Here is a 22,487-nt window from a genome sequence, read left to right as displayed (position 1 = left end):
TTACATTCTAATGGACGGTATAATGATAAATTGAGACTTCCATCAGTGGGGTTTTCTTTATCCCCCACTGATTGTTAGTTGAATTAATCGGACCTTTACGTGCAGTTGATCCCCCACCTATCTTCTTGGTTTACACTGAATCTTTAGGTGGGGGTCTTACTGCCCGTTAAGGCGGGATAAATCGCAATAATTTTGATAGGAGAGTATGTGGATGACCAAGGGTTCCGAAAAAGACATAAAAACGAAGGATTGCATCCTGAATGCCACACTGGAACTAATTAAAAAAGAGGGTCTCGAAAAAGTAACCTTGCGCAAGATTGCTTCATTGGCCGATGTCAATCTCGCTTTAATTAATTATTATTTTGGATCGAAGGAAAAATTGATTAATGAAGTATTGAAGGTTAGGCTTTCAAGCTTCCGTGCAGCTTTTCTTTTGTTAGAGGATGAATCGAAATCCCCCTCCGATAGACTGAAGGCTTTCCTTCTTCAATATACACGGTCACTTATGGAGCACCCTGATCTTTTTCGTGAAGTTTTTGGGAAAGGCAATATGCTATTTGAAGAGGAATTTGTCTATAAAAACTATATGAAAACGCTAGGGCTCACAAAAATTAAAGCGACAATTGCTGAAATAACGGGTGAGGAAGACCCTGAGTTAATTACGATGATGTTGATGCAAATTACCGCGGCTACCATATTCCCAACCCTGATCAGCTTAAAGAAAAACATACACCTGATTTGGAACCCTCTACCTATCGAAAAGCAAATCGACTTTCTGTTTTCACACTACTTCGCAAAATACAACTAAACTACAAACAAGCGATGGACCTAGACTCCATCGCTTTTATACTTTAAAGCACCGGGGACAGTCCCCGGTGCTTTGCTGCGGTGATGCGGCGGGGGACTGTCCCCGGTGCTTTGCTGCGGTGATGCGGCGGGGGACTGTCCCCCATTGCGGTGGTGTGTTAAAGTTTTGTGCTTTTGGTTTTGGGTTTTAGTTTTTGTTCGAAGGTTGTGATGGCTTGTTCCATGGCGGGTTTTGGGTTTTCTAGGAGTGCGCCGTGGCCGGTGGCGAGTAGGTCAGGGTGATAGGTTAGGAGTTTTTTAGCGCTGGCAAGGGCGGTGGGCTTGCTCCAGGTACCCCAGGCGGGAAATGGGAAGAGCGGCTTAACGTCTCCGGCGACAGCGATGCCACCTTTTGTTTGAAACGCATCACCGCTAATAAGTGCCCCGGTTCGGGTGTCGATGAAGGACATGGAGCCAGGGGTGTGCCCAGGAGTTTCAATTGCTTTTAGGGAGCCGATGTGATCGCCGTCTACTAGTATTTCGTCCGCTCGTGTTTTCATTTTTTCGGAATACCGCCTTTGATCGGGGCTTGGTCTTCATTTGGGTCAAGGCTGTAATCGCCGTTCATGATTCGATTGTCGCGCTGGGAAATGTAAACGGGCATGTTGGGGATTACCTCTTTAATTTTGTCGAGCGACCAGACGTGGTCCTCATGAGCATGAGTTAAAAGGATTTTAGTAATTGGCTTGCCAATCTTTTGTGCGGTCCTAAGGATTGCTTGTGCGCTATAGGGCAATGCCGCGTCGATTAGGGTTAGTCCCTCCTCTTCTTCTATTAAATAGCAATTGACCTGGAAAAGCATATGGGATGAAGGAGATTTGGTACAGCAAGCCGTGCTTAGTAATTTCCATTTAGTTTTCGTCCTCCTTTTTTCAATATCTTAAGATATTAAAGGGGGGATGGGATTATGCTGAGTTTTTCATAGATTCGCCTGAGTTTTAACGGTTTCTACTGTCAGTATGTAACAATTCGTTCAAAATGTTTTTACGAAATTGTGAATTAGTGAGCAAACTTCCCCTAAGGACGAGTTGATTTGTTATATTTACAGTGTAGAAAATATTTAAACATATACACACAGGAGATGGTAGAAATGGTTAAATTTTTACGGGAAAATACAATTGCTGCAGGGATTCTAACAGTAATTCGTTTGTGGCTTGGATATAGCTGGATTACAGCTGGATGGGGCAAATTATCAAGCGGTGGCTTTGATGCTTCTGGATTTTTAAAGTACGCTGTAGCCAATCCGGTTAAAGGTCCTGATGGCAGTGTCGTTTATAGCTGGTATGTTCATTTCCTTGAAAATTTTGCGATTCCAAATGTTGATATCTTTAACACAATCGTACCGATTGGCGAGTTCTTAATCGGTCTTGGATTGATTCTTGGTTGCTTAACTACTGCAGCAATGTTCTTTGGTCTAGTGATGAACTTCAGCTTCTTCTTAGCTGGTACTGTATCTCACAACCCAACTGATATTTTCATCGGTTTCATTATCTTATTTGCTGGCTTTAACGCTGGAAAATTCGGTTTAGACCGTTGGGTAATTCCATTCATCCGCAAAACTGTTTTCAAAAAAGGTGCTAGTGTTAGTGCTGGCGGACATAAAGTAGCGTAAATTCGCGGGTTTGTCGCGATTTCAATAGTTAAAATCCCTCTTGGTGATAATGTAAGGATGGTCCCCTCCCCTTCCTGCCTTACATTCGCCTCGGGGGATTTTTTGCGTTGGCTTATTTTTGGTTAGGGACCCGAGCCGATCGGGTTATCGGCCCTATTTTTTAGTTTATCGACCCTATTCGGACTTTTATCGGCCCTATTTTGAATTTATCGGCCCTATTTAGACTTTTATCGGTCAAAGTGGAATAAGCCACATCCACCAAAGGGTGCCAAAGCTTTTAGCTAGAGATATTGGTACACTGATATGTAAATAACTGCAAGTCCCTAGCGACGGAAGAAAAAATAAATATTAATTAACTAGTTGACAAGATTAATAATTGCTAGTAATATACCCCTAAGGGTATTAAATATTTGAACACGGGGGATCGTAATGAAGGAATTTACTACAAAGGAAATTGAATTATTTTTAAAAGAAGGAAAAAGGTTAAATCTTATTGATGTTCGTGAAGTGGATGAAGTGGCAACAGGCATGATTCCAGGCGCAGTAAACATCCCTTTAAGTTTAATTGCTGATCAATTAAATGAGCTGGACCAATCGAAAGAGTACATCCTAGTGTGCCGTTCTGGTGCTCGCAGCGGCCGAGCAACACAATTTCTTGAGAGCCAAGGCTATTATGTTAGCAACATGAAGGGCGGAATGTTAGCTTGGACAGGTAAAGTTGTTTAACCATTTTTAATCAATAAATTTTTTTTCACTAAAAATATACCCTATAGGGTAATTATTCAGGAGGATGCAAATGTCATCAATTAAAACAGATTTCGTTTTAGATGCTAAAGGGTTAGCTTGCCCAATGCCAGTTGTAAAAACAAAACGGGCGATGGATGGATTAACAGAAGGTCAAGTCCTAGAAATTCAGTCAACAGATAAAGGATCGAAAGCGGATTTAAAGGCATGGTCAAAAAACGCAGGCCATCAATATTTAGGTCTGCTTGAAGAAGCCGGGTCATTACCCATTACATTAGAAAGGCTGCAAATGATGAGGTAGTCGAAAAAAAACATCCCGATGTCATTAATAACGAAGAACTTGCTCAGAAGATTGAAAAGAGAGAGAGCATGGTTGTTCTCGATGTTAGAGAAGCAGCAGAATATGCATTTGATCATATTCCAAACGCCATTTCCATTCCGCTAGGTGATTTACAAGAACGCTTGAACGAACTAAAAAAGGAGATGCCGTTTATGTCATTTGTCGCACGGGGAACCGAAGTGATTTTGCAGCACAGCTCCTAACAGAAAACGGATTTACGAACGTCATAAATGTCATCCCTGGAATGAGTCAATGGACAGGTAAAACGGTTGGTCTTAATAATTTAACTGAACAAGGGACAATTTGATCTAGCAAATTTTTTTATTAAAAATAATACCTGCACAGGTATACGGAGGGGTATAGATGAACGCTATTTCTGCTAAGGAAATTAATCAATTGATTGTTGAAAAGCAACCAGTATTCATGCTTGATGTTCGTAATGGAGCGGATTTTAACGATTGGAAAATTGAAGGGGAGAACATCGAGTATTTTAATGTGCCATATTTCGATTTGATTGATGGAGTTGAGCCAATCTTAGAGCAAATCCCAACTGACAAACCGATCATTGTTGTATGTGCAAAAGAGGGTTCTTCGATGATGATTGCGGAGATGTTGACCGAAAAAGGGCTTGAGGTTTCGTATTTACAAGGCGGCATGAAAACGTGGAGTGAATATTTATATCCAACGAAAGTGTATGAAGATGAAGATATTACCGTTCATCAGTTTATTCGCGTAGGAAAAGGCTGCCTATCTTATATCGTGACCTCTGGGGAAGAGGCATTAATCGTCGACCCATCTCGATTTGTCGACACGTATATGGATTTTGCTGCTGCACAGGGAGTTAAAATTACTCATATTGTCGATTCGCATTTACACGCAGACCATATTACCGGTGGACGTGAATTGGCGGACAAAACAGGTGCGAAATATTACCTCATGAAATCAGAAGGGGCGGTATTCGAATTCCAGCACCTTGAGCAGCACGATAAGATTGAGTTTGCCAACATCAAATTAGAAGTGTTGGCCGTGAAAACACTGGGCACACTCCTGGTAGTGTCTCATTCTTTGTTAATCATAAACTATTGTTCTCTGGTGACACGATTTTTGTATCTGGATTAGGGCGTCCTGATCTAGGTGGGAAAGCTCGTGAATGGGCGGTAGATTTATATGATTCTATTTATAGCAAAGTAGCGAACATTGCCGATGATGTGATTGTGTTGCCAGGACACTATGCAGATTTCCATGGCGAAATTAATGAGATGGGCTATATTGGGAACTCCTTAGGGAATATTCGAAAAATGAATGATGTCATGGCTGGTAAAACGGTGGAGGAGTTCGTCGATCATGTAGCGGCGTCGGCTTCTACCGAAACACCGCCTAACTTTGAAGCGATTGTTGGGATTAACAGAGGGGAAACGGTGGCAACAGTAGAAGAACAGCAGGAACTAGAAATTGGGCCAAACCGTTGTGCGGTGCATCATTCACATTAATTTTTTGGGGGACTTTGTGAGGGAACCAAGCTTGGTTCCCTACACTTAATGGGGGTTAAATTGTGGATTTAGGATATATTATTACCATTTTCCTTATTGGTTTTATCGGATCGTATATTTCAGGAATGTTAGGTATTGGCGGCTCGATTATTAAATATCCGATGCTGCTTTACATCCCACCTTTATTGGGAGTTGCGGCATTTAGTGCTCATGAAGTATCGGGGATTAGTGCCGTTCAAGTGTTTTTTGCGACAATTGCCGGGGTTTGGGCGTACCGTAAAGGTGGTTATTTGAATAAAAAGTTGATTATCTATATGGGCGGAAGTATCTTAATCGGCAGCTTTATTGGTGGTTATGGATCTAAGCTCATGAGCGAAGGTGGCATCAATCTCATCTATGGCATTTTGGCACTGATTGCGGCGATTATGATGTTTATTCCGAAAAAAGGAATTGATGATATTCCGCTTGACCAGGTGACATTTAATAAATGGCTTGCCGCTGGTCTTTCGTTAATTGTGGGAGTTGGCGCGGGAATAGTCGGTGCTGCAGGAGCCTTTTTGTTAGTGCCGATCATGTTGGTTGTATTGAAGATTCCAACCAGAATGACGATTGCCTCATCGCTGGCGATTACGTTTATTTCCTCGATTGGGGCTACTATTGGCAAGGTAACGACCGGCCAAGTCGACTATTTCCCTGCTTTCATCATGGTCGTTGCCAGTATCATTGCATCCCCGCTCGGAGCTATTGCGGGGAAAAAGGTCAACACAAAAGTATTACAGGTCGTGTTAGCACTATTGATTTTTGCAACTGCAGGGAAAATTTGGATGGATATTTTGTAAACATGAGGATTCTTTAGAATATGTATTTTTTCCCTTCATATAATTAGTAGAAAAGGGGCAATGCGGAGTGGTTAAAGCGTGTCTTGTTTGTTCAGCCGATACAAGGAGGGTTATTCGACGAGGGTTTGAACTGGTTTATACGGATAGCAAGGATCCATTTATTCAACAGATTATTAGCAAGTACGGGGAGCCATTCTTTGGGATTGGGGCTGTTTGTCATCATTGCTTGAATAAGTTGGCGAATAACAAGGCATATTTCATTCCGGCGTTGTTCTCGCCGATGATGCGGGGAAAGCTTTAAACTATGGCCAATACAGTGTGCACCTATAAATAGAAAGAGAGCAAGCAGTTTAGCGCATTAACGTAGCGGGGGACTGTCCCCCGACACTTCACCGCGTTGCTGTTATGGGGGACTGTCCCCCATTGCTTTAACGCGGTGGTTGGCTATATAGGGATTATTGTTAAAGCAGGAGGACATGGGTGGCCTCCTGCTTTTGTGTTTGTTATTTTAGTCTGTATACTCTGGCCTCGTATGGTTGGAGGTCAAGATGTGTGAGCGGTTCGTGTGGTGAAACTTCGTAGTTGTTGAGCAGCAATTGATCATGTGCGAAGGTTATCCCCTCTGCTCCGTGGAACGTTGCCTGTTCGGTGGAGAGGTTCGTGATCACGATGACTTTGTCCTCCACCAAGTTATCTTCTGTGTTAGAATGCTCTGCCTCTCTTAACAAAGTACGCGTATAGGCATAGATTTGCGGGTGTTCTCTGTCAATGAGGTCGTAACGGCCGTAGGTGTAGACAGGGTTCGATTTTCTAAGCCCAATCATAGTCTGATAGAAATTAAGTATCGAGCCTGAATCAGCTAATTGAGACTCCACATTAATCCGACAATAATTCTCGTTTATCTTTAACCAAGGCTGGCCTGTTGTGAAGCCGGCATTCTCGTCCCGGACCATTGTATCGGGGTGCGAGAGTTGTCGCGGCTCGAGGCCCAAAGAATCGCCATAATTTCCTCGTGGGGAACACCATCCCCAAGCTTATTGTTGTACAGATTGCGGGCGGCAACGTCATTGTAGTCTTCAATGTCCTCGAACTTGACGTTGGTCATGCCGATTTCCTGGCCCTGATAAATGAACGGTGTGCCCTGCATCAGGAAGTACATCGCGGCAAAGGCTGTGGCGCTTTCCCGCCAATATTCCCCGTCATTTCCCCAGGTGGAGACGATCCGCGGTTTGTCGTGATTTTCGATGAACAGCGCGTTCCAGCCTTTGTTCTCAAGTCCCTTTTGCCAGCGTGTCAGCACTTCCTTGAGTTCGATAATATTGAGTTCTTTCTTCTCTTCCACATCCCAGAGGGCCATGTGCTCAAATTGAAACACCATGTTAAATTTTCCACGTTCCGCCCCGACCCAATTGTCAAGATCGTCGGAATGGTTGACACTTACGCCATTTGCTTCACCGACAGTCATGATGTCGTATTTGTCAAAGGTTGCTTCCTTGAGCTCTTGGAGGAGCGGATGAATCCCGTCAACGTTCATCATTTTTGGAAAACACGGTACCGTCTTTAAGCTGTGCGGATTCGGCATGTCGTGCAGGCCTTCTTCTTTTTTAATATGACTGATGGCGTCGACGCGGAAGCCGTCAATCCCTTTATCGAGCCACCAATTAACCATATCAAAGAGCGCGGCCCGAACTTCTTTATTTTCCCAATTAAGGTCTGGCTGTTTGGTGCTAAAAATATGAAGATAGTACTGACCGGTGTGCTCGTCGTATTCCCAGGCTGGGCCTCCGAAGATGCTTTCCCAGTTGTTGGGGGAGCGGTTTTGTTGCCTTGAGCTTGTGCTTCGTTATGTTCATGCCCGTTGTCCTGGGCTTTGATTTTCTTCGTCAAGCGGCTTGCCGTCGCGCCAAATGTACCAGTCCCGCTTTGGTGAGTCGAGGCCAGAGCGCGATTCAATGAACCACGGATGCTCGTCACTTGTGTGGTTAATGACGAGGTCGAGAATAAGCTTCATGCCGCGGCGATGGGTTTCCTCGAGCAGCACGTCGAAGTCGGCCATCGTCCCGAATTCAGCCATTATCTCCTGATAATCACTAATGTCATAACCGTTGTCGTCGTTTGGCGAGTCGTACATCGGGGAAATCCAGATGACGTCGATGCCAAGCTCTTTTAAATAATCCAGTTTTGAAATGATGCCAGGGATATCCCCAATTCCATCCCCGTTAGAATCCATAAAGCTGCGCGGATAAATTTGATAGGCGACTGCTTCTTTCCACCATGCTTTTTTCATATCTCATTCCTCACTGTTTGTTTTTTTGTGGGCGAAGATGTTCTCTATCATTTCTATATTACTCTAGAAGGCTCTAAGTTGTTATTGTGACGATTCGGTTTTCCTTCGTAAGTGTGGTTGACTTTAGCAAACTCGAAATCCTTATGGGCGGATGACCCATATCTTCGCATTTTTATATCCCTATCGTTGCCACGTTTGGTTTTAGTTAAAACCTGCATGGGCGATTTTTCTTGAACGCAGTGAGGCGATTTCTCTATTATGCTATCGTTGCATAATGATTGCGACAGATTGCTTTATTTTTTAAAAATAAAGATTGTTATTTGGCTGAATATGAGTTGGTGGTACGGTGTGGAAGTGTGTGGGGTGCGGGATCGGACCCTTGTTTTTGTTGTTTTAAGAGGGTTTGGTGTTTCCACTATGGCGATGTAACAAATTGTTCATAATACTTTTACGGAATTGTGAATTTGTGACATTAATCACCTTTTGAAGGCTTGTATTTGTTATATTAGCAGTGTAAACAACTTATTTAAAAAAAGAACAAAGGAGTGGTTTTAAATGGTCAAGTTTTTACGAGAAAATACGATTGCAGCAGGCATTTTGACAGTGATTCGTTTATGGCTTGGATATAGCTGGTTGACTGCAGGTTGGGGCAAATTATCAAGCGGAGGCTTTGATGCTTCTGGATTTTTGAAAAATGCGGTAGCGAATCCGGTTAAAGGTCCAGACGGCCACATGGTTTATACCTGGTATGTACATTTCCTTGAAAACTTTGCGATTCCAAATATTGATGTGTTTAACACCATCGTACCGATTGGTGAGTTCTTGATTGGACTTGGTTTAATTCTTGGTTGCTTAACAACAGCAGCAATGTTCTTCGGGCTTGTGATGAACTTCAGCTTCTTCTTAGCTGGTACTGTATCTCACAATCCAACAGATATTTTCTTCGGATTCATCATCTTATTTGCTGGCTTTAACGCAGGAAAATTCGGTTTAGACCGCTGGGTGATCCCATTTATTCGCAAAGCGCTGTTCAAAAATCACGAGCTTGGTGCCAAAAACGCGGCTTAACCTAAATTAACGTTTCAGTCATTCTTACCCTCCCCCCTAAAATAGATTGAACTTACCCTCTGGATACCCAGAGGGTTTCTTTATTACGGTGCAGTAATGGGGGACAGTCCCCCGCTGCTTCTCCGCGGTGCTGTGGCGGGGGACTGTCCCCCGTCGCTTCTCCGCGGTGATGTGTGGGGTGACTGTTTCGGTTTTGGATATGGTTTGGTTTTTTGGTAAATATTAAGTTTGTTTACTTATTCTTATTTTAGGGGCTTGTTTGAATGAATACTTATACGAATGATAATTCGGCTCGGAGATATCGGGCTTACTTGAGTACTTTTGGAAGTACGCAGATTCATCTTCGAAATCCGTATATTATCGCTTGGTGGTCTGCTGCCTTTCCTGGGTTTGGCCATTTGCTAATGTCTAAGTATCTTCGAGGTTTTGTTTTATTTATGTGGGAAGTTATTATCAACATTAAATCGCATGTGAACTTAGCAATGATCTATTCCTTTCAAGGTAAAATTGGCATGGCCAAGGATGTATTAGATACAAGATGGCTCTTAATTTATATTCCGGTTTATCTTTTTGCGATTTGGGATAGTTACAGAACAACCGTTGATTTGAATAAAGTGTCTCTTTTAGCGGAACGGGAAAATCATCAGTTCAATTCATTTAGCATTGGATCAATGGAAATTAATTATTTAGATAAGCGCAAACCTATATTGTCTGTATTTTGGTCACTATGTGTTCCAGGTTTAGGAGAGCTTTATATACATAGAATCATAACCGCTTTTTTTGTTATCATTTGGGCTGTTATTTTTTACTATAATTCCCATGCACTTGAAGCCGTCAATTTGCTTTTTTTAGGGAAAATTCAAGATGCTACTGCTGTTTTAAATAGTGAATGGCTTCTATTCTTACCCTCTATCTATGGATTTTCTATATACGATTCGTATATTAATACTGTTGAAAACAATAAATTATTTGGTAGTGAACAAAAGAATTATTTAAAAGCCAATTATCAAAGTTCCAATTTTACCATCATTAAAGGAACAAAGGTGAATTGACATATGCAGATTTTCTCAACATTTGAACACTCTAATTTTTTGGAACTAGCCATTTCGGAGCTGGAGTTAAGAGGAATACAAAAAGACTACATTTATGCTGTTCCATTAGATAACCGTGTGGAAGAAAGAAAACTTTTTGACACCCTTCACCACGCGGATGGGATCTCCACCATTGATATTGCGATGGCGTTATCAACAGCGTTTTCTGTCATTGGCGCAAGCATCGGTTTTAAACTCAAATGGGGACCCATTTATTGGGGTTTGATTGGGGTCTTTTTGGGATTTTTAATAGGATTTTTTATTAAGCTCTTCATTTTAAAGGAGACGCGCAAGAAAAGACGAGAGCTACGAGGGAAATATTCGGAAGTTATTTTGATCGTCGATTGTAAAGACAGTAAAGCGGAACTGGTGGAAAGAATTCTATGGGACAACTTAGCTATTGGCGTCGCAAAGGTAAAACAAAACCCCTCATAAATACCGTACCCTCTACTGGCGAGATTCCCTGTCCTTTGGCACAGTAAAGCAATGAGGGACTGTCCCCCGCCGCTGTGAAGCTTTGCCGTAGTGGGGGACAGTCCCCCATCACTTTAAAGTGGTTAAGTTTGTTTGCGAAAAAAAGGCCTGGCCGACGGTTTGTTTCCGTTGGCTCAGGCTTTGGATTGTGAGGTTGAATGGGGGAATCATTGATTTTCTGTACTGATGGAAATTAGGAAATTTCATAGGCCTTAGAATGTACTGTACTCGTATTGTGAAGTAAAGCTAAACTACCAGCTTGCGAGCGCGAGCATAGCCAGTTGATGAATAGATTCGCCAATGGAATGGTTCTTTTGTGAAAGAAATTAGCGAGAATAAAAGGGATTTCTGTGTGAGTTCAATTAAGCTTTCCGTGCTGGATTCTGTTCTCGAGCAATAAAGGAATAGCTCTCTTCTTGAAGGGGGAACGCTGCTGGAGCTGCTTCGATTAACGATTGCTCTAACTGGCGAATGCGATTGGATATATCGTCCAACCTTCGATTTGATCGACCAATCATGATGATTAAGCTTTCAATCATGTTTTCTACCTTTGGATTCAGTTCGCGAGAATCTTCGAATTTCAAGCGATCATGCCTCCTCTGAAAAATGTTTCGTGGACCGAGGCTGGACCAAAAACATTATCTACCTACTTTGGGGTGGATTTACATCAACCCCGCTTGCGCTGAAGCTGATGTGGAGATTACATTTTTGCCTGTTCCCATCGTACTGGAAGCGGCGTTCGGTATTGGCTCTGAGTTTGAAGCGCTTTGACCAATGGCGCTCACTGTTCCTGTGCCGTGTATTTGTTCAGACACGGGCGTGGAATTAGAGCTATGCGCGGAACCTGCGGCTGTAACATGTAAAAAATCGGTTCCACTCGTTGGCTCATTCGAAGACACGGAACTCGTCCCGTTCAATGAACCTGCCACAATAGGCGCACCATTGCTAGCACTTGCTTCTGTCGACGATTCAAGGGTTGGAACGGATCTAGATGGATCTGGCGACTGGGCTGTGGTTTGAACGGTACTGGTTGATTTTTTACTAAGGAATTGGACGCTTTCAGCAATGACTTCGGTGACGTAGACACGACGGCCTTCGTTGTTATCATAGTGGCGGGTTTGGATTCGGCCGGTGATACCGACAACTGCTCCTTTTTTGCAATAGAGTGCGGTATTGGCTGCTGTTCTTCGCCACAGGGTGCACTGGACGAAGTCGGATTCGATTTGGCCGCTTTGATTTTTAAATTGACGACTGACTGCAAGGGTAATATGAGTGACGGGAATCCCGTCTGTTGTCATTCGCAATTCTGGATCCTTCGTTAGCCTGCCCACCAGCGTGACCTGATTTATCATTTTTCATCTCCTCTCTTGTTTGATGCGTTCATTTTACCTATTTTTTGCCTGATTCGTAAAATGGTTAAAAATAAAGTTTGGCTGTTAAAAACACGCTCAAACCTCTACTTTGAGTGGAGATACCTCCCATTTCAACGAAGGATTGAGTTTGAAAATTCGAATTTTTGCTTTATTTTACATATTTTTCGACAAATCCGTATTTGGGCTTTCAACTGGGATATGTTATAATTTGGGCAAAATACGAGGGGAGGGTTAAAAATGAAAACATTTAAACTCATTTCGTTAGAGGTGCTTGAAAACGATACGTTCAAGCCTATCGAATTGGTAGACGGGCTGATTATTAACAAGGAAGATGAAAACAATTCTTGGCTTATTGAGGTTTATACTAAGCCAAATCAGACCGATTTTTTTGAAAAAGCACTGCAAAGTCAACAAGACCAAATCATCCGTGTCGTCATCTCCAATAAAGACAATGACCCCGTCTCCTTCCAAATCAAAACACGTTCTGTCAAAAAGTTAGACAAAAATGTTAGCATCATGCTCCATGGAACTTTAAAACGAACATCCCGGAAAAATTATTCAGAAATACTGCTTAAGGACTTACTGGATCAGGGTCTGCACGGCGACACACTGCTGCTCGAATTCAAGGAAAAAATGAAAAACAAGCCTTATTTAACCCCTTCAAAATCCACTTCTTCTAATTAAAATTTTGAAAACGGGTACATATAAGTGCGGTTTACAGAGCTGCTTTTCCTTCATACTGAGAAACGGGCTGCCTTTTTTCTCAAAAAGGTTCAGCCCGCTTTTATTATTCGTCTTTGTTGTCTTTATCCTTAACGTCACGTCTATCTTCAATTAAATCTTCGCCATTACCGTTATTTCGATTAATGTTGTTGTTATTGTTGTTGTTAAACATACCGTTGTCATTGTCATTGTCGTTGTCGTTAAGTATGCCGTCGTTGTCATTGTCGTTGTCGTTGTCGTTGTCGTTGTCGTTGTCGTTGTCGTTGTCGTTAAGTATGCCATTGTTATCGTTGTCTCGATCTAGGATACCATCGCGGTCGGTGCGGTCGTTATCATTATTATCGTTCAGAATTCGATTCCCATCGTTAATACCATCATTATCATTTAAATCCATGTCACCGTTACGATCATCGTCGTACTCATCAACAGATTTAACATCTACATTGTTATCCTCTGGCGGTGGATTATCGTCATCCGCACAACCTACCAATAGAAACGCAGACAGGATTGATCCTCCGATTAAAGCAAATAACTTGTTCTTCATGGATTTTTTACCCCTTTCCTTTTTTTAAAATTGACCTAAAATCACGGGTCTGCAGTTATATTGCCCAAAGTGGAGAATAAAGTTACATCGTATTTTTTCCAAATGAATTACAGGATGTGATTTTTGGGGAGGCTTGTGTTTATGAGGTAATTGAGTGGATTTATCACAGATTTTTATAACAAAAACGGGCATCATATAGATGCCCGTAAATTACGTTTTTGATTGGTGCTCAAATTAACATATTTACGCATTTCAACTATTCTTGTTTTGGTCCGAGTGCGAAGGTCATTTCCAGTTCGCAAGCGACTTCACCGTCAACAGTGGCGATTCCCTTGCCTTTGCCGATTGAGCCGCGAACACGGGTCATTTCAACTTCAAGGCGGAGTTGGTCTCCTGGACGCACTTGGCGCTTAAAGCGACAGTTATCAATGCCACCGAAGAACGCTATACGACCGCGGTTTTCTTCTTTTTTAAGCATGGCAACAGCACCAACTTGTGCTAAAGCTTCAACGATTAAAACGCCAGGCATAACTGGAAAGTCTGGAAAATGCCCGTTGAAAAATTCTTCGTTAGCTGTAACGTTTTTGATACCAACAGCTTTTTGGCCTTCTTCCACTTCCAAGATTTTATCTACAAGTAAAAATGGATATCTGTGTGGGATAATTTGTTTGATTTGATCAATATCTAACATTTTGTGACCTCCTCTTAATATTTGGTACTTATTTATATTGTACTAAAAAAGGAGCGAAAAACAACTTTGTTTTTTGGAGAGGTGAATGAAGTCGAAAATAAGCAGTGTGCATATCGGAAGAATGGCGTGCATATCAGGTTTAACACGTGCATAAGTTTCAAAAGTTGTATCATAAATTTGAAAAGTTGTATCATAAATTTTCCTAAGTCGTGCATATATTTTTAAACTTGTACCATAAACGAATATTAATGAGCATATCGCTCTGAAGATGTGCATTTATATTGGGGACAGTTATTCTTTTTACTCTAAAAAGAGGTATTTTTTAAAAATTCTCCTAGAAATAAGAATAAAAACGCTCAGAACGGCTAAAATGAGTGGCCAATATTAAAAAAAGGAAGAGTTTCCCCTTCCAAAGTTACTCTTTATTGATGATGTCCACAATATGTGTCCAGGTCGATTGTTTTAGGACATCCCAAGCATTGCCGCCACCGATTGTTCCGTATCCTACCATGGCGCCAATAACTAAACTAAAAACCATAGCTAGGAATAAAATAATAATTCTAAGCCAGATTGGAATAAGGCGGATCCGCATACGCTTGCTACTTTTAGTTTCTGTTTCAGATTCCGGCTGCTCAGCTCCCGCTCCAGCATGGCCATGTGCTCGTTCTTTCTTAAGTTGCTCACGAGATTGCGGCGCTACTTGAGCCGAGGATGCATTTCCGTTTGTCTGTTGGTTTGAGGATGCTTCAGCTGTTCCGTTCTGATTCGGCGTTGGTGCTGCTCCTGCTTCTCCGTTGGACTGAGTGGCTTCTACTGCTGATGGCTGGGGCGCAGAACCTTGATCAGCCAACACATTCGTACTAGGATTCCCCTGCTGCCCGGAGGCTTGTTCTTGCACCCCGACACCATGTTCCCCTGCCAGTCCAAGCTCCGCTTTACCATCTGCCCCTGCCTGCTGCACAGAAACCTGTTCTGGCTCCGCATTTCCATTATGCTGCTCTGGAGCTTGGCTGCTGGCGTTGGCCGTTTCCTTTTTTAAGTCGGTTACTACCATTTATTTAAACTCCTTTTGGGAAAATTCCAATTTTCTTATCTTTATTTTATTCTATTATAAGAAAATTTTACGGAAGAAACATCAGGTATTTTTTAAAATAGGGCACAAATTGAATAAAAAGCCCGGTATTTTCTGGTTTATTTCCAAAAAAACACCGGACTATTGTCTTGTTTATCCGAACCGTCTTGATGGGATTTTGTCGATGTTATCTAACATGATCCCTGTACCAATGGCAACGCAATCCATTGGGTTTTCGGCAACGAGTATCGGTACCTTCAGTTCTTCGGCAAGGAGCATGTCGATGCCGTGTAACAGTGCTCCACCGCCAGTTAGAATGACGCCACGATCGATGATATCAGCAGATAATTCAGGTGGCGTGCGCTCTAGCACACTCTTAGCCGCTTGCACGATAACAGCAACAGATTCGCGAAGAGCTGACTCAATTTCAGCTGAGCGAACAGTGATGGTGCGCGGTAAGCCTGAAACCATGTCACGGCCACGAATTTCCATTTCCTCGTCACGAGAGCCTGGGAAAACCGTCGCAATATTGATTTTAATATCTTCAGCGGTACGTTCCCCGATTAGTAGTTTGTATTCACGTTTAATATATTGAAGGATTTCCATGTCGAACTTGTCGCCGGCCATCTTGATTGAAGAAGAGGTTACGATGTCACCCATTGACAGAACCGCAACATCCGTCGTTCCGCCACCGATGTCAACAACCATGTTTCCGCTCGGTTGGAAAATATCCATGCCAGCACCAATTGCTGCCACTTTTGGTTCTTCTTCAAGATAAACCTTTTTCCCGCCGCTTTTTTCAGCCGCTTCCTTAATTGCTTTTTGCTCAACGCTTGTGATGTTCGTTGGGCAGCAGATAAGAATGCGAGGCTTTGATAAAAAGCCTTTTACATTAAGTTTGTTAATAAAATGCTTCAGCATTGCTTCAGTTACATCAAAATCAGCGATAACTCCGTCTTTTAATGGACGAATCGCCACGATGTTCCCAGTGTACGGCCAACCATTCGGCGAGCTTCTTCACCAACAGCTAAAACTTTATTTGAGTTTCTATCAATCGCCACCACAGACGGTTCATTCAATACAATTCCACGGCCTTTAACATGGATTAACACGTTTGCCGTACCTAAGTCGATCCCAATATCCCTAGCAAACATTCCTTTTCGTTCCTCCTTGAAACAATTGGCCAGTTCGAGCTTCTTCAACAGTTGCCTTCACTGCTTTTTCTACGAGCACAGTCTGTCCTAATTTTATATTTTAACATATTTTCTCCAAAATCAATAATAAAATTGTCAATATTAGTATTATTTTTGAGGTTATTTGTCATAATTAGTTGAAAAATATTCATTGACATGATTCTGTTGTGTTTTTTGCTTGTGAATAGCGCAACTCCTGTTGGTTTGGGGACTTTATTTAGGGGATTCGAAGTTTACTTGCGGGTTTACCTGTTTTACTTACCAGAGCGCGGAGTTTACTTACCAAATTACAGAATTTACTTGCCAAAACCCTCGTTTTACTTGCCATCCGTAGTTTTTTACTTCCGTGCACCCTTCCACAACCCACAAGAAAAAAACCAACTTCTCCTAAAAGAGGCTGGTTTGGCTAAGTATTTTCCGTCATCTCCGTTATGTTACTTTCCCTATTTTGCAGGAGGGATTATCCTGGACTTTAACATTGCTGAATCTTGCGTGTGGTTGCATGTTGCCCAGCTATTGAACCGGTTCTTCTTCAAACTCCTCCTTCCAGGTATTTGAGCTTAGTTGCCTCGCCACCGCGGAGGTGCCGAATCGATTTATGATAATCTAAGATTTCTTTCACTTCGTTTGCCAGATCGGGGTTTATCTCTGGAAGTCTCTCTGTCAGGTCTTTATGGACTGTACTTTTGGATACGCCAAACTCCTTCGCAATGACGCGAACTGTTTTCCTCGTTTCCACGATATACTTTCCAATCTTGATAGTTCTCTCTTTGATGTAATCGTGCACACCACTCGCCCTCCCTAAATTTGAAGATGAGAAGCGTGAAATGAGATCCGCTTTACAAAAGCCCTGATGCTGCCATTCCGCACGTGATACTACATGTATTTATCCTGAACTGGTAATTGATCATTTTCTATGCGGCAGAAAGCGTTTACTTTCTGTTATTACGAAAAATAATCATATCTCCAACTAAAATCGCTGCCTGCAAACGACTCCTCACCTCAAACACTTCCTTTGTAAGGTTTGTAACAGTTTATTAGCTAGCGGACGGGAATATGCACGAATTGCACAAACAGGACAAGGTTTTTAGGTATTTTTTCGGATTTTTCTGATAAAATTAGGATATTACGAGTAATTTTGCCCATCGCCAAGCAATTGGAGTGTATTTTCGGGGAGATTTTTGGAAAAATAAATAAGAATTACGCTTTATTATTTTTATGAGACAGCCATACTGTTTATCCTTAAAATATTAATCTCGAAAAAAGTGGTTAGTGGGAAAAATTGTTTGATGGTAAAATTTGGTCGTATTTAGAAAGTGTAAAATTCACTAAAGTTTAGTTGTGATGAAAATTGTATCTTTCGGTAAAAATGCGTTATGCGAAATAAAAGAATCCAAATAAACAGAGCACTCCCGCTAAAATAAAAACCAGCACCCGGGACAGTGTCCGTAGATGCTGGTTTGCACATGAATTAAGAATTCATGCTAGATTCTTTGGAATGGCTGTCTTCAGTGTTGTCACCTGATTTAGAGCCTTCCTCGGAATCAGTTGATTTAGAGTTGTCGTCTTGAGATTTACCGCTGTCATCTACTGATTTTTCATCACTAGATGGGGTAGTCTTCTCATCTTCTGATACTTTTTTGTTATCAGTAGCTTTTTCATCTTCTGATACTGGGCTGTCACCTGTTGCTGCCTTATTCTCTTCCACTTTCGCTTCTTGAAGCGCGCTTAGTGGTTTATTGAAAAATTCGCTTGGGTTTACAGCAATGTTGTCCTTGCGGATCTCGAAGTGCAAGTGTGTGCCTGCTTCTTCGTTATATAAACTTTTTCCAGCTTTTGCAATTGGTTGACCTTGCTCAACTTCGTCACCGGCTTCAACTACAATGTCCGTAACAGATTGATATTGTGAGACAATTCCTTTGTCATGTTCGATCACAATCACGTTTCCAAGTAAGGAATCTTCTTTGACCTCTGTAACCGTTCCACTAATGGATGCTACAACATCAAAGCTTTTTCCATCCTTCATCTTAATGTCGATTCCTTTGTTTGGATGGTACGAATTATTGTACTCTACTAGTGCTGCGACCTGTTCCTCTTTTTTGCCATCATATTCATAGAATGGTTTTTGAATGACGGCTGTTTCTGGACTGCTGACAGGCATGACGAAGTTCTCCATTGCGCGGTTTACTTCGATTGCTGGCTCCTCGTTAAATTTGTTGCCAGAAATGTCTGATGCATTATAATCCAGTTTGTCAGATTCTTTACTGCTTTGATACCAAAGGACTCCAGTTAAAATAATAGCAGCACTTGCAATATAGATTGCTGGAATTACCCAACGCTTTTTGAAAAAGCGCTTTATACTAGACTCCCGAGAAGAAATTTTCTTTTCGTCCTCTCTCATTTTCATCACCTCTGCAATCATTGTGAACCGATTGCGAGAATAATATACATGAGCGTAAAAAATTTTTTTCTGCTTATTTTTCGACAACATCGATTGTTTTATGCATAGGATTTTATAAAATTTTTGTTCGTTTATGGTATTATTTTTCCTATATCCCTTCGCCCGTAAAAATGAACAATAATTTGGAGGCTTCAGATGGTTTTGTGGAAATGGTTATTACGTATTTTACCTGGTTGGTTATATGGTGGCGATTTGGGTGATGTCGAGTATGCCGAGCAATGCGCTGGTGGAGCTGCCGGCCTTGAGCGTCGACCACTTTATTAAGGAATCGCTTCATTTAATTGAGTTCGGGATTTTGTATTGGTTGCTTGTCGTAGCCTGTTTGACGACGGGCCGATTGACAGAGCGGGCAAGTCTTATCTGTGCACTGGTGGCTGCTGCGTACGGGGTGTCGGATGAGATTCATCAATCGTTTTACCCGTATCGCTCCGCGACGATCATTGATTTGGTCAAAGACTGGATCGGCGTATCGGTAAGCTGGTATATTGTGCGCCAAGGTTTTTTTCGCGGAGTGCGGTTTGCTCGTGTTGGGAAATTGTTTAAGAGGTTTCAGGGTTATTTTTCGAAAGAGGCTGTTTAATCCTGAAAAAACGAAGGGCACCCTTGCGTTGGGTTTACATCCAACGTGAGGGTGCCTTTTTTCTGATTCAGGGTGGATAGCCCCTTTCTTGCTACTAGACTGACTATCCATTACTTCTTCGCCGTGATCTGTGCGAGCATCGTGTCGGAAGCCACGACCTCGACGCCTTTGTAGTAATGTTTGACGATATCCTGATAGTTTTTGCCACTTTGGGCCATACCGTTAGCGCCGTACTGGCTCATGCCGACGCCGTGCCCATAGCCTTTCGTGGTAATAACAACATTGTTGCCCTTGACGGTCCAGGTGAAGTCTGACGATTTTAAGCCAAGCTTTTCTCGGATTTCTTTCCCCGTTAGCACCTTGCCGTTGATGTTCACCTTGGCTACACGTTGACCGGCGGTGCGTTTCGTGATTGTACCAACTGACTTTTGGCTCGCTAATTTTACACCAAGCTTGTTTTCAAAGTCTTGAATCGTAAAGATTTTTTGATCGGAATATTTTGGAGAATTCTTATCCCAAGGGCTTTCCACGCTTCTTAAGTAAGGAAAGGAATTAGACCAGTAATCCTCAGAGTTTTCGGTGTAGCCATTGCTAGTGGAAAAAAATGTTGCGGTGATTGGTTCGCCATTAAAGGTTAGGATTTGTCCCGCTGTTTGCTGGACCGCTTCTTTGATTTTTTTAATTTTCCAGCTATAATCCGTTTTCCAAAGGCTCCTCAGCTCGGTTTCGTTTTTGTACACCTGGTGGAGCTCGGTGTCGGCTGTGTCCGCCCCTTCTGGGAGACCAACGTGGTTTTGGCTGACCATTTGCTTAACGATGTATGTTCGAGCGGTTAAGGCCTGTGCTTTTAGTGCCTCCATTTCAAAGTCAGCAGGCATTTCCGCGGCAACAACCCCAACAACATAGTCCTCGAGTGGTAGCTTCTCCATTGCTTGAGACGCGGTGCGGTAGACGGCAACTTCAACACCAAGGTCGGTCGTTGGTTGTTGCGGTTGGCTTGTTGCTTGTTGTGTTGGTGTTTCCGTTTTCCCCTTTGTGAGCTTCTCGCCAAGCATTCCGCTCGCCTCATCCCCTTTAAACGGAAGCACTAGTAAAGTCGGTACTAGAAGTGTTATAGCAATAAGCAATGCGGTTCCTACGATGTAAACTTTGACCTTTGTCATGTACGAAGCCTCCATATGAAAAGTAAACGCAAGCGGTGGCTCCTCTCACTCTTAAAATGGCTGTACTCCTACGCTTTAACACAGTGCAATAGCGGGGGACAGTCCCCCAGCACGGTAGCGAAGCACAGCAGTGGGGGACTGTCCCCTCATTGGTGAGGTCCGCCACGTTTCTTTTCATTTTTATGGTGTTGGACAGGCTTTTATGACAGAAAAAGTTACGAAGATGCGACGAAATTTGGAGGAGTGTGAAGTGGTGCGTTGGCGCCGTTGAATGTTTATCGGCTCTATTTCTTAGTTTATCGACCTTATTTCGAGATTTATCGGCCCTATTTGGATTTTATCGACCTTATTTCATGTTTTATCGGCCAAAGTGGACAATGTCACAACCTGGCCATAGTTAAGGCGCTACAATGCACTTCAGCGAAGCACAGACTACCACTCGCCTGTACCACACCAACCCAACACAAAAAACCGAAGCTGATCAATCCAGCTTCGGCGGTAGGGCGACTTTGTTTGTTAATAACAAGGAAAATAGCTCATTTTCCCAACATAAATAAATTAAGCGTTCAAATCAGAAACGATCGTTTCTGTAACAATGCTGTGCTCTTCCTCAACCACACGCTCGATGTCTGCGCCAAGCAATGCAAGTTTTTCATGGAAGTTCACATAACCACGGTCAAGGTGTTTCAACTCGGTCACGCGTGTCACACCTTCTGCAACAAGACCTGTTAAAATTAATGATGCAGCTGCACGTAAATCAGTTGCAGCAACCTCGGCACCTTGAAGATCGGATGGACCATTCATAATAACAGAACGACCCTCAATCTTTATATCGGCATTCATGCGACGGAATTCTTCCACATGCATGAAGCGATTTTCAAATACCGTTTCAGTGATCATGCTCGTACCGCGAGCACGTAATAGCAATGCCATCATTTGTGACTGCATATCAGTTGGGAAACCTGGGTGTGGCATCGTTTTGATGTCGACTGGCTTCAATACATCAGGACCAATTACACGGATTCCTTCTGCCTCTTCAATCACATCAATACCCATTTCTTCCATTTTGGCAATCAAGGAAGTTAAATGCTCAGGTACTGCATTTTGAACGAGGACATCTCCACCGGTAATGGCAGCTGCGACCATGAACGTGCCTGCCTCAACGCGGTCAGGTATGATTGTGTGGTCGGCACCAAATAAGACGTCAACACCTTCGATTCGGATTGTTCCTGTACCAGCACCTCGAACCTTCGCACCCATTGCATTTAGGAAATTAGCAAGGTCAACGATTTCCGGTTCCTTTGCTGCGTTTTCGATGACAGAGGTTCCCTTTGCAAGAGTGGCTGCCATCATGATGTTTTCCGTTGCACCAACGCTTGGAAAATCAAGATATATTTTTGCACCTTTTAAGCGATCTCTCACTTCGGCTTCAATAAAGCCGTTTCCAACCTTAACTTTTGCTCCCATTGCTTCGAAGCCTTTTAAATGCTGGTCAATCGGACGAGATCCAATTGCGCATCCTCCCGGTAGGGCAACCCGAGCACGGCCATTTCGAGCCAACAATGAGCCCATAACTAATACTGACGCACGCATTTTTCGAACGTATTCGAATGGTGCTTCTTCTTTTAATGTATTTGACGCATCTACAATGACTTGATTATTGTTAAACTCTACTCCTGGCGTTTAAGAAACGTAGTACCTCGTTGATTGTATATACATCGGAGAGAGCAGGTACATCACGAATAATGCTTTTTCCGTCACTTGCTAATAATGTTGCAGCGAGCACAGGCAAAACGGCATTTTTTGCCCCTTCAACTTTAACGATACCGCTAAGCCTATTTCCGCCGCGGACGATGATTTTTTCCAAAGTGTATTCCCCTCCGCGTCCATTTTCTC

General features: G+C 42.6%; 18 protein-coding genes and 8 pseudogenes. 13 read left to right on the top strand and 13 right to left on the bottom strand.

The features are described from left to right. The first annotated feature begins 211 nt into the window (after positions 1 to 211). The gene (locus tag RGF10_RS02225; protein ID WP_318506899.1) at positions 212 to 808 is read left to right on the top strand and encodes a TetR/AcrR family transcriptional regulator; all 597 of its coding nucleotides are present in this window, start codon (positions 212 to 214) and stop codon (positions 806 to 808) included. Positions 809 to 965: 157 nt separating this feature from the next. Here the strand turns inward: RGF10_RS02225 and RGF10_RS02220 are convergent. Next, a pseudogene (locus RGF10_RS02220) lies at positions 966 to 1,697 on the bottom strand (MBL fold metallo-hydrolase). Between the two features lie 239 nt (positions 1,698 to 1,936). Here RGF10_RS02220 and RGF10_RS02215 point away from each other — a divergent pair. From RGF10_RS02215 to RGF10_RS02190, 6 genes and pseudogenes are all read left to right on the top strand, one after another. Beyond that, a complete protein-coding gene (locus RGF10_RS02215) occupies positions 1,937 to 2,458 on the top strand; it encodes a DoxX family protein (RefSeq protein ID WP_318506897.1) in 522 nt (173 codons plus the stop codon). Positions 2,459 to 2,887: 429 nt separating this feature from the next. After that, the gene (locus RGF10_RS02210; protein WP_318506895.1) at positions 2,888 to 3,184 is read left to right on the top strand and encodes a rhodanese-like domain-containing protein; all 297 of its coding nucleotides are present in this window, start codon (positions 2,888 to 2,890) and stop codon (positions 3,182 to 3,184) included. A gap of 70 nt (positions 3,185 to 3,254) precedes the next feature. After that, positions 3,255 to 3,849: pseudogene (locus tag RGF10_RS02205) on the top strand (sulfurtransferase TusA family protein). Between the two features lie 56 nt (positions 3,850 to 3,905). Beyond that, positions 3,906 to 5,032, top strand: a pseudogene (locus tag RGF10_RS02200) (MBL fold metallo-hydrolase). 62 nt (positions 5,033 to 5,094) lie between these two features. Continuing rightward, positions 5,095 to 5,871, top strand: a complete 777-nt coding sequence (locus RGF10_RS02195) for a sulfite exporter TauE/SafE family protein (RefSeq protein WP_318506893.1) — start codon at positions 5,095 to 5,097, stop codon at positions 5,869 to 5,871. A 67-nt stretch (positions 5,872 to 5,938) separates the two neighbouring features. Further along, positions 5,939 to 6,172: a hypothetical protein gene (locus RGF10_RS02190; protein WP_318506891.1), complete on the top strand. Its 234-nt coding sequence runs from the start codon at positions 5,939 to 5,941 to the stop codon at positions 6,170 to 6,172. Between the two features lie 202 nt (positions 6,173 to 6,374). Here the strand turns inward: RGF10_RS02190 and RGF10_RS23720 are convergent, their stop codons facing one another. Beyond that, positions 6,375 to 6,557, bottom strand: coding sequence for a hypothetical protein (locus RGF10_RS23720; protein ID WP_412176669.1), 183 nt, complete (start codon positions 6,555 to 6,557; stop codon positions 6,375 to 6,377). Positions 6,558 to 6,775: 218 nt separating this feature from the next. Next, a pseudogene (locus RGF10_RS02185) lies at positions 6,776 to 8,158 on the bottom strand (alpha-glucosidase). A 555-nt stretch (positions 8,159 to 8,713) separates the two neighbouring features. On the opposite strand from RGF10_RS02185, the gene RGF10_RS02180 reads away from it, so the two are divergent. The 3 genes from RGF10_RS02180 to RGF10_RS02170 all read left to right on the top strand — a co-directional run bounded on the left by RGF10_RS02180 (position 8,714) and on the right by RGF10_RS02170 (position 10,752). Beyond that, positions 8,714 to 9,226, top strand: a complete 513-nt coding sequence (locus RGF10_RS02180; RefSeq protein WP_318506889.1) for a DoxX family protein — start codon at positions 8,714 to 8,716, stop codon at positions 9,224 to 9,226. 263 nt (positions 9,227 to 9,489) lie between these two features. Then, positions 9,490 to 10,278 carry a hypothetical protein gene (locus RGF10_RS02175; protein ID WP_318506888.1) on the top strand — a complete coding sequence of 263 codons (789 nt, stop codon included), beginning with the start codon at positions 9,490 to 9,492 and terminating at the stop codon, positions 10,276 to 10,278. A gap of 3 nt (positions 10,279 to 10,281) precedes the next feature. Then, the gene (locus tag RGF10_RS02170) at positions 10,282 to 10,752 is read left to right on the top strand and encodes an inorganic phosphate transporter (protein WP_318506886.1); all 471 of its coding nucleotides are present in this window, start codon (positions 10,282 to 10,284) and stop codon (positions 10,750 to 10,752) included. 401 nt (positions 10,753 to 11,153) lie between these two features. Here the strand turns inward: RGF10_RS02170 and RGF10_RS02165 are convergent, their stop codons facing one another. Together RGF10_RS02165 and ssb are read right to left on the bottom strand one after the other, a co-directional pair. Then, positions 11,154 to 11,375, bottom strand: a complete 222-nt coding sequence (locus tag RGF10_RS02165; RefSeq protein ID WP_318506884.1) for a hypothetical protein — start codon at positions 11,373 to 11,375, stop codon at positions 11,154 to 11,156. A gap of 441 nt (positions 11,376 to 11,816) precedes the next feature. Continuing rightward, positions 11,817 to 12,143: pseudogene (gene ssb / locus RGF10_RS23715) on the bottom strand (single-stranded DNA-binding protein); the annotation flags it as partial. Between the two features lie 258 nt (positions 12,144 to 12,401). Between ssb and RGF10_RS02155 the strand changes: the two are divergent. Beyond that, the gene (locus RGF10_RS02155; protein ID WP_318506881.1) at positions 12,402 to 12,848 is read left to right on the top strand and encodes a YwpF family protein; all 447 of its coding nucleotides are present in this window, start codon (positions 12,402 to 12,404) and stop codon (positions 12,846 to 12,848) included. Positions 12,849 to 12,951: 103 nt separating this feature from the next. Here RGF10_RS02155 and RGF10_RS02150 read toward each other — a convergent pair whose 3' ends face one another. The 6 genes and pseudogenes from RGF10_RS02150 to RGF10_RS02125 form a co-directional block, all read right to left on the bottom strand. Continuing rightward, the gene (locus RGF10_RS02150) at positions 12,952 to 13,431 is read right to left on the bottom strand and encodes a hypothetical protein (RefSeq protein WP_318506879.1); all 480 of its coding nucleotides are present in this window, start codon (positions 13,429 to 13,431) and stop codon (positions 12,952 to 12,954) included. A 256-nt stretch (positions 13,432 to 13,687) separates the two neighbouring features. After that, complete coding sequence (fabZ, locus tag RGF10_RS02145; protein ID WP_318506878.1) at positions 13,688 to 14,122, bottom strand: 3-hydroxyacyl-ACP dehydratase FabZ; 435 nt, start codon at positions 14,120 to 14,122, stop codon at positions 13,688 to 13,690. A 415-nt stretch (positions 14,123 to 14,537) separates the two neighbouring features. Beyond that, the gene (locus RGF10_RS02140; RefSeq protein ID WP_318506876.1) at positions 14,538 to 15,176 is read right to left on the bottom strand and encodes a DNA-directed RNA polymerase subunit beta; all 639 of its coding nucleotides are present in this window, start codon (positions 15,174 to 15,176) and stop codon (positions 14,538 to 14,540) included. Positions 15,177 to 15,347: 171 nt separating this feature from the next. Continuing rightward, positions 15,348 to 16,348 (bottom strand): annotated as a pseudogene (locus RGF10_RS02135) (rod shape-determining protein). A gap of 552 nt (positions 16,349 to 16,900) precedes the next feature. Continuing rightward, a pseudogene (gene spoIIID / locus RGF10_RS02130) lies at positions 16,901 to 17,174 on the bottom strand (sporulation transcriptional regulator SpoIIID). Between the two features lie 684 nt (positions 17,175 to 17,858). Continuing rightward, positions 17,859 to 18,788, bottom strand: coding sequence for a stage II sporulation protein SpoIIQ (locus RGF10_RS02125; protein WP_318506872.1), 930 nt, complete (start codon positions 18,786 to 18,788; stop codon positions 17,859 to 17,861). 195 nt (positions 18,789 to 18,983) lie between these two features. Between RGF10_RS02125 and RGF10_RS02120 the strand changes: the two genes are divergently transcribed. Both RGF10_RS02120 and RGF10_RS02115 read left to right on the top strand, forming a co-directional pair. Continuing rightward, positions 18,984 to 19,112 (top strand): hypothetical protein, encoded by a 129-nt coding sequence (locus tag RGF10_RS02120; RefSeq protein WP_318506871.1) that lies wholly within the window; start codon positions 18,984 to 18,986, stop codon positions 19,110 to 19,112. Then, a complete protein-coding gene (locus tag RGF10_RS02115) occupies positions 19,057 to 19,428 on the top strand; it encodes a VanZ family protein (RefSeq protein ID WP_318506869.1) in 372 nt (123 codons plus the stop codon). Before RGF10_RS02120 ends, RGF10_RS02115 begins: the two co-directional genes overlap by 56 nt. Before the next feature lie 110 nt (positions 19,429 to 19,538). Here the strand turns inward: RGF10_RS02115 and spoIID are convergent, their stop codons facing one another. Together spoIID and murA are read right to left on the bottom strand one after the other, a co-directional pair. After that, on the bottom strand, positions 19,539 to 20,591 hold the full coding sequence (gene spoIID, locus RGF10_RS02110) for a stage II sporulation protein D (protein ID WP_318506867.1): 1,053 nt from the start codon (positions 20,589 to 20,591) through the stop codon (positions 19,539 to 19,541). Positions 20,592 to 21,149: 558 nt separating this feature from the next. Beyond that, a pseudogene (gene murA / locus RGF10_RS02105) lies at positions 21,150 to 22,458 on the bottom strand (UDP-N-acetylglucosamine 1-carboxyvinyltransferase). Positions 22,459 to 22,487 lie beyond the last annotated feature (29 nt).

The sequence above is a fragment of the Bacillus sp. T3 genome (assembly GCF_033449965.1).
GTDB lineage: Bacteria > Bacillota > Bacilli > Bacillales > Cytobacillaceae > Bacillus_BU.
The sequence above is the reverse complement of the archived record's forward strand: the minus strand, read 5'-3'. Positions and strand labels throughout refer to the sequence as shown.

What these genes read in the sequence shown, in the direction of transcription:
- RGF10_RS02115 (WP_318506869.1), top strand. Translation starts at nt 19,057, where the DNA reads ATGCCGAGCAATGCGCTGGTGGAGCTGCCGGCCTTGAGCGTCGACCAC.
- RGF10_RS02155 (WP_318506881.1), top strand. Translation starts at nt 12,402, where the DNA reads ATGAAAACATTTAAACTCATTTCGTTAGAGGTGCTTGAAAACGATACG.
- RGF10_RS02225 (WP_318506899.1), top strand. Translation starts at nt 212, where the DNA reads ATGACCAAGGGTTCCGAAAAAGACATAAAAACGAAGGATTGCATCCTG.
- RGF10_RS02125 (WP_318506872.1), bottom strand. Translation starts at nt 18,788, where the DNA reads ATGAGAGAGGACGAAAAGAAAATTTCTTCTCGGGAGTCTAGTATAAAG.
- RGF10_RS02170 (WP_318506886.1), top strand. Translation starts at nt 10,282, where the DNA reads ATGCAGATTTTCTCAACATTTGAACACTCTAATTTTTTGGAACTAGCC.
- RGF10_RS02215 (WP_318506897.1), top strand. Translation starts at nt 1,937, where the DNA reads ATGGTTAAATTTTTACGGGAAAATACAATTGCTGCAGGGATTCTAACA.
- RGF10_RS02150 (WP_318506879.1), bottom strand. Translation starts at nt 13,431, where the DNA reads ATGAAGAACAAGTTATTTGCTTTAATCGGAGGATCAATCCTGTCTGCG.
- spoIID (WP_318506867.1), bottom strand. Translation starts at nt 20,591, where the DNA reads ATGACAAAGGTCAAAGTTTACATCGTAGGAACCGCATTGCTTATTGCT.
- RGF10_RS02120 (WP_318506871.1), top strand. Translation starts at nt 18,984, where the DNA reads ATGGTTTTGTGGAAATGGTTATTACGTATTTTACCTGGTTGGTTATAT.
- RGF10_RS02180 (WP_318506889.1), top strand. Translation starts at nt 8,714, where the DNA reads ATGGTCAAGTTTTTACGAGAAAATACGATTGCAGCAGGCATTTTGACA.
- RGF10_RS02175 (WP_318506888.1), top strand. Translation starts at nt 9,490, where the DNA reads ATGAATACTTATACGAATGATAATTCGGCTCGGAGATATCGGGCTTAC.
- fabZ (WP_318506878.1), bottom strand. Translation starts at nt 14,122, where the DNA reads ATGTTAGATATTGATCAAATCAAACAAATTATCCCACACAGATATCCA.
- RGF10_RS02210 (WP_318506895.1), top strand. Translation starts at nt 2,888, where the DNA reads ATGAAGGAATTTACTACAAAGGAAATTGAATTATTTTTAAAAGAAGGA.
- RGF10_RS02140 (WP_318506876.1), bottom strand. Translation starts at nt 15,176, where the DNA reads ATGGTAGTAACCGACTTAAAAAAGGAAACGGCCAACGCCAGCAGCCAA.